This window comes from Microbacterium sp. 69-10 (assembly GCF_001897945.1).
Lineage (GTDB): Bacteria > Actinomycetota > Actinomycetes > Actinomycetales > Microbacteriaceae > Microbacterium.
In genome coordinates, this window is sequence record NZ_MKRT01000001.1 from 56,858 (window position 1) to 62,660 (window position 5,803).

General features: G+C 71.1%; 6 protein-coding genes and 2 pseudogenes. 6 read left to right on the forward strand and 2 right to left on the reverse strand.

What is annotated here, in order from left to right; translation table 11 throughout:
* From BGN97_RS00290 to BGN97_RS00305, 4 genes and pseudogenes are all read left to right on the forward strand, one after another.
* Window positions 1-287: pseudogene (locus BGN97_RS00290) on the forward strand (YbhB/YbcL family Raf kinase inhibitor-like protein); the annotation flags it as partial.
* Between the two features lie 54 nt (window positions 288-341).
* Window positions 342-1,187 carry an exodeoxyribonuclease III gene (locus BGN97_RS00295; protein WP_292696988.1) on the forward strand — a complete coding sequence of 282 codons (846 nt, stop codon included), beginning with the start codon at window positions 342-344 and terminating at the stop codon, window positions 1,185-1,187.
* The gene (locus BGN97_RS00300) at window positions 1,184-1,996 is read left to right on the forward strand and encodes an HAD family hydrolase (RefSeq protein WP_292696990.1); all 813 of its coding nucleotides are present in this window, start codon (window positions 1,184-1,186) and stop codon (window positions 1,994-1,996) included. Before BGN97_RS00295 ends, BGN97_RS00300 begins: the two co-directional genes overlap by 4 nt.
* A 171-nt stretch (window positions 1,997-2,167) precedes the next feature.
* Complete coding sequence (locus BGN97_RS00305; protein ID WP_292696993.1) at window positions 2,168-2,578, forward strand: hypothetical protein; 411 nt, start codon at window positions 2,168-2,170, stop codon at window positions 2,576-2,578.
* Here BGN97_RS00305 and BGN97_RS00310 read toward each other — a convergent pair.
* Window positions 2,544-2,956, reverse strand: a pseudogene (locus BGN97_RS00310) (MFS transporter); the annotation flags it as partial. The gene BGN97_RS00305 and the pseudogene BGN97_RS00310 overlap by 35 nt on opposite strands.
* 171 nt (window positions 2,957-3,127) lie before the next feature.
* On the opposite strand from BGN97_RS00310, the gene BGN97_RS00315 reads away from it, so the two are divergent.
* The gene (locus BGN97_RS00315) at window positions 3,128-4,390 is read left to right on the forward strand and encodes a histidine kinase (protein WP_292696996.1); all 1,263 of its coding nucleotides are present in this window, start codon (window positions 3,128-3,130) and stop codon (window positions 4,388-4,390) included.
* A complete protein-coding gene (locus BGN97_RS00320) occupies window positions 4,387-5,067 on the forward strand; it encodes a response regulator transcription factor (protein ID WP_292696998.1) in 681 nt (226 codons plus the stop codon). Before BGN97_RS00315 ends, BGN97_RS00320 begins: the two co-directional genes overlap by 4 nt.
* 112 nt (window positions 5,068-5,179) lie before the next feature.
* Here BGN97_RS00320 and BGN97_RS00325 read toward each other — a convergent pair whose 3' ends face one another.
* Entirely contained in the window at window positions 5,180-5,743 is a 564-nt protein-coding gene (locus tag BGN97_RS00325; protein ID WP_292697001.1) for an NADPH-dependent FMN reductase, read from the reverse strand.
* Window positions 5,744-5,803 lie beyond the last annotated feature (60 nt).

The window sequence follows — 5,803 nt, forward strand, 5'->3', positions numbered from 1 at the left end:
ACCTGCCCGCAGACCTGCGCCGTCTTGAGGCCGGCGACGGCGATGCCGCATCCCTGCCCGCGGGCGCGAAGGTGATGCCGAACGAGGCGCGCCTGGAGCGCTACATCGGCTCCGCCCCGCCGGCGGGCACCGGCGTGCACCGCTACTTCTTCGTGATCGACGCGCTGGATGTCGAGAAGCTCGACCTGGACGGCGACGAGACACCGGCGACGCTCGGATTCAACCGGCACTTCCACACGCTCGCGCGCGGCATCCTGATCGGCACCGCCGACCCGGCCGAGCGCTGAGGGCGCGGCCGGGTCGGGGCGAGTGACGTCGGAGACCCCGAATAGGCTGGACGCATGCGTCTGGCCACCTGGAACATCAACTCGATCCGCACGCGTGTGGGGCGCGCCGTCGACTTCGCGGTCCGCGAGGACATCGACGTGCTCGCGTTCCAGGAGATCAAGTGCAAGCCCGAGCAGTTCCCCTATGCGCCGTTCGAGGAGGCCGGGTACCACGTCGAGGTGCACGGGCTGAACCAGTGGAACGGCGTCGCGATCGCGAGCCGTGAGCCGATCACCGAGGTGTCCACCGCGTTCGCCGGCATGCCCGGCTTCGCGAAGGGACATGAGGGGCCGGATGCCCCGCTCGAGGCGCGTGCGCTGGGCGTGACGGTCGGCGGCGTGCGGGTGTGGAGCCTGTACGTGCCCAACGGGCGGTCGCTGGACGACCCGCACCTGGCGTACAAGCTGCACTGGCTCGACGCGCTGCGCACCGCGACCGCCGCCGAGATCGCCGCGAACCCGAGCCGCCCGCTGGCCCTCGTCGGTGACTTCAACATCATCCCGTTCGACCACGACAACGGCGACCCCGACATCGTGGTCGGCCGTTCCACGCACGTCTCGCCCGAGGAGCGCGCGGCGTTCTTCGCCCTGGAGTCGGCCGGCCTGTCCGATGTCGTCCGTCCGCTCATCCCGGAGGGCTTCACGTACTGGGACTACCAGCGGCTCAAGTTCCCCCGCAACGAGGGCATCCGCATCGACTTCGTGCTCGGCTCCGATGCCTTCGCGAGCGCGGTGACCGGAGCATCCATCCACCGCGACGAGCGCAAGGGCGAGCAGCCCAGCGACCACGTACCCGTGGTCGTCGACCTCGACCTCGGCGGGCCGGAGGAGGACGACGACCTGCCGATGATCTTCGCGTGAGCATCCGCCTGATCGCGACCGATCTCGACGGCACCCTGCTGGGCGACGACGGCGCGGTCTCGCCTCGCACGCGCGCGGCGCTGGATGCGGCGCGGGATGCCGGGATCGCGACGATCCCGGTGACCGCGCGTCAGCCGATCGGGTTGCGGCCGATCGCCGCGCAGGCCGGCTTCACCGACTGGGCGCTGTGCGGCAACGGTGCGTACGGCGTGCATCTGACCACCGGCGAGCATCTGTTCGCCGAGGAGATCCCGCCGGCCGTGCAGCAGGAACTCGCCGAGGCGCTGAACAGCGTGCTGCCCGGCCTCGTCTACGCGAGCGTGCGGGATGCCGGCGAGGGCTTCGTCGCGCAGGAGGGCTACGCCGCGCTCGCGCAGACCAGCGACCACAAGCGCGACCCACAGACGATGGGCGGCGTGCCGCTGGTCGACGTGCTGGCCGCGCCGAGTCTCAAGCTCGTGATCCGGCATCCGTCGGTCTCGATCCCCGAGATCTACGCCGCGCTGCAGGCGCTGGGCCTGACCGGCTTCGAGGCCACGCTGTCGGGGGCGCCCTTCGTCGAGGTGATGGCGCAGGGTGTGACCAAGGCGACAGGCGTCGCACAGGTGTGCGCGCGACTCGGCATCGACCCCAGCGAGGTGCTGGCCTTCGGCGACGCGCTGAACGACCTCGAGATGCTGCGCTGGGCGGGCCGCGGCGTCGCCGTCGGCAACGCGATCGACGTGGTGCGGGACGCCGCCGACGAGGTGGCGCCCTCGAACGCCGACGACGGCGTCGCGCAGGTGATCGAGCGGATGCTGGCGGGCTGACGCGCGGCTACTCCCCCGCGGTCACCAGCGGTCGCAGAGCGAGTGCGCCGTTGCTGGACGAGAACTGCCCGCGCGGACGGCATGATGGTGAGTAGGTCGCCGGCCTGTTTCTGGGCAGCCGCCGACATCTCCCGGCGCATGGGCGCCCGCTTCCGCACGGAGGTCATTCGCATGACGACGCAGTCCGAATACCCGCAGCCCCCGCTGAGCCTGACCAAGGGGCTCGGTCCCGCTCTGGCGCACGACGACCCGGCGCAGCTCATCGGCAGCTCGCTGTTCGCCGCCGACCGGGACTTCCCGCAGCTCACACTGAACGGGCCCGGCATCGCGCACAACGTCGCCGCCATGATGGGATACGTCCGCGACCGCGGGGTGTCCATCGCCCCGCACGGCAAGACCGCCATGTCACCGCAGCTCGCTCAGCAGCAGCTCGACGCCGGCGCGTGGGGCATCACCGCCGCGACGCCCTTCCAGCTGCGCGTGTACCGCGCCGCCGGCATGCCCCGGCTGCTGCTGGCCAATCAGCTCGTCGAGCCGGGCGCGACCTGCCGAAGTACGCACCCCGGGAGGATCCGTCGGTGAGCCGGGCGACCGCGGCCGACGACGCCGGGGAGAAGGCGGATGCCGCAGCCCCCTGTCCGAAGCGAGCCACGATCAGGCCGACCGTGCCGGGACGAGCGCGCCGACCGCCGAGAAGGCGGCGAACGCCAGCAGCCCCGCCACGATCACCGGACGCACCCCGATGCGGTCGCTGAGCGCCCCGAACACCGGCTTGAGCAGCACCTCGGCGAGGTCGTACAGCGCGAGCGTGAACCCGAAGGCCAGCAGGGTCCAGCCGATGTCCTCGGTCTCGGCGCCGAGCGCGGCGGCGATGCCGTGGGCGCCGAACGCCGTCATGAAGCCGGCGAGGTACAGGGGTGCGAGGTGCGGGCGCGTGACGGTCACGCTCGATTCTCGCATCCAGATCTTGACGTACCTCAAGGACAGCCCAGGTATCAACTTCTGCTGTTTCAACCCGCCGCATAACAGCAGAAGTTGATACCTGGAGCGTCCTGACGCCAGACCACGCGACCGCCGCACATCCCCCGCGCGACGGATGTGCGGCCTCCGCGCTCCGCCTACGGTGGGAGGATGCCGGACTCCCCCTTCACGCGCACGCCGACCGAGCGCGACCTGCGCCAGGATCTGCTGCTCGCGGGCGTCATGCTGGTCGGCGGCGTGATCAGCGCCGGGCTCTCCACGGTTGCTGGCCTCTACGGCAAGACTCAGGCGCCGATGTGGACCGCGCTCGTCCTGGTGCTCGCCGTCTCCGCTCCCCTCGCGCTGCGCCGTCGCCGCCCCGCCGCGGTCGCGGTGTTCGTGGCGCTGGCGATGTTCGTGGGCGTGACGCTGCGGGTGCCGGAGATGTACGTGATGAACATCTCGATGTTCATCGCGCTGTACACGGTCGGGGCCTGGATGAACGACCGTCGGGCCGCGACCCTGGTGCGCATCGGCATCATCGCCGGCATGTTCATCTGGCTGCTGTTCGTGATGTATCGCGACGCGATCGACGAGGCCGGCAAGGCCGACATGGCGGCGGGGCTGTTCTCTCCCTACATCGCGATGATGATGCTCCAGCTGCTGCTGAACGTGCTCTACTTCGGCGGCGCGTACTACTTCGGCGAGCGCTCCTGGCAGGCGGCCGCGCAGCGGCACACCCTCGAGGGGCGCACCCGCGAGCTCGAGGCCGAGCGCGAGGTCACCGCCGCGCAGGCCGTGGCGCTCGACCGGGTGCGCATCGCCCGCGAGCTGCACGACGTGGTCGCGCATCACGTGTCCGTGATGGGCGTGCAGGCGGGCGCGGCCCGGCTGGTCGCCGAGCAGGACCCGGCAGAGGCGAAGCGGATGCTGGCCGGCATCGAGGACGCCTCCCGGGAGGCCATCCGCGACTTCCGGCAGCTGCTGGAGACGCTGCGCGCTCCCGGCGACGCCCTCGGCGACGACGCGCCCTCGACCTTCGGTCTCGAGGACATCGAGCGGCTCGCGCAGTCCTCGAGCGATGCCGGGCTGCCCACCGACTACGCGGTGATCGGCGAGCCGGTCGCCGTCTCGAGCACGGTCGGCGTGAACCTGTACCGCATCGCGCAGGAGGCGCTCACCAACGCCCGCCGTCATGCCGGTGTCGGAGCGACGGCCGATGTGCGGGTGCGATACGAACCGGATGCCGTGGAGCTCGAAGTCGTGAACACCGGTCGCGCGATCGGCGTGCTGCGCCCGGGCCTCGGTCAGCTGGGCATGCGCGAACGCGCCCTGGCATCCGGCGGCACGATCGAGCTGCTCCCCCGCCCGCAGGGCGGGTTCCGGGTGCGGGCGAGCGTGCCGCTGTCGACCACGAAGGAGGCCGTCCGATGATCCGCGTGCTGCTCGTCGACGACCACGCGATGCTGCGGGCCGGATTCCGCACGATCCTCGGCACGCAGTCCGACATCGAGGTGGTGGGCGAGGCGGGCACGGGAGCGGATGCCGTGACCCAGGCCGCGCGCCTGCAGCCGGACGTCATCACGATGGACGTGCAGATGCCCGACATGGACGGCATCGAGGCCACCCGGCGCATCGTCGCGGACCCGGCGATCACGGCGTCCGTCGCGATCGTGACCACCTTCGACCGGGACGAGTACCTGTTCCAGGCGCTGGATGCCGGCGCCGGCGGGTTCCTGCTGAAGAACGCCGGCCCTGAGGAGCTGATCACGGCGGTTCGCGCGCTGGCCGCCGGCGACGGCATCCTCGCGCCCGAGGTGACGCGCCGCGTGCTGGCCCGGTTCGCGGCCGCGTCGCCGCCGGTTCCGGTGACGCAGGTGACGAGGACCTCGAGCCCCGGCGCCGCCTCCGTGCTGGCCGAGCCGCTCACGGAGCGCGAGGGCGAGGTGCTGGCGCTGATGGCGGATGCCCGCAGCAACGCCGAGATCGCCGCCGCGCTGTTCATCGGCGAGGCGACGGTGAAGACGCATGTGTCGCGCGTGCTGCAGAAGCTCGGCGCCCGCGACCGCGTGCAGGCGATCGTGCTCGCGCACCGGCACGGGCTGGCCTGACAGCGGAAGCATCCGATCGTCGCGACCTCCAGAAAGCCCGAAGACACCGGATGCCCCGGGCCATGAGGCACCGGGGCATCCGATCGTCGCGCGCTCCGGCGCGGCTGCGAGGTCAGGCGTGCTTGCGGGCAGCCTCGACGCGCGCGATCAGCGTGAGGAACGACTGCAGGTAGAAGCCGAGGAACTCCTTGGTGCTCTCGACCGTGACGTTGCCGTCGGCGTCGATGAGACCCGGGGTGAGCTGGATGAAGCCCTCGGGCTGACCCATGGTGACGGCGTTGTAGTGGCCGAGGATGGCGCGCAGGTGCTGCTGAGCGGCCGCAGTGGCGATGCCGCCGCCCGAGGCGCCGATGACGGCGACGGGCTTGCCGTCGAAGGAGGCCTGGCCGTAGGGGCGGGCCGACCAGTCGAGGGCGTTCTTCAGCACGCCGGGGATGGAGCGGCTGTACTCGGGGGTGACGATCAGGACACCGTCGACGTCGGCGATGGCCTGCTTGAAGTCGAGGGCGACCTGCGGGAAGGAGCCGTCGAGGTCGGGCGAGTAGAACGGAAGGTCCTTGATCGCGATCTCGCGGAACTCGACGCCCTCGGGGGCGAGCTTCGCCAGGGCCTCGGCCAGCGTGCGGTTGATGGAGGTGCTGGAGATGCTGCCGACGATGTAGCCGATGGTGGTCATTGGTGATCCTTCTCGAAAGATGCAGGGGTACGGCGGGGTTCAACCTGCCGAGCGTCGACT

Excerpts from the sequence above, each read along its gene's own strand:
- BGN97_RS00320 (WP_292696998.1), top strand. The coding sequence starts at position 4,387 with ATGATCCGCGTGCTGCTCGTCGACGACCACGCGATGCTGCGGGCCGGA.
- BGN97_RS00325 (WP_292697001.1), bottom strand. The coding sequence starts at position 5,743 with ATGACCACCATCGGCTACATCGTCGGCAGCATCTCCAGCACCTCCATC.
- BGN97_RS00295 (WP_292696988.1), top strand. The coding sequence starts at position 342 with ATGCGTCTGGCCACCTGGAACATCAACTCGATCCGCACGCGTGTGGGG.
- BGN97_RS00315 (WP_292696996.1), top strand. The coding sequence starts at position 3,128 with ATGCCGGACTCCCCCTTCACGCGCACGCCGACCGAGCGCGACCTGCGC.
- BGN97_RS00305 (WP_292696993.1), top strand. The coding sequence starts at position 2,168 with ATGACGACGCAGTCCGAATACCCGCAGCCCCCGCTGAGCCTGACCAAG.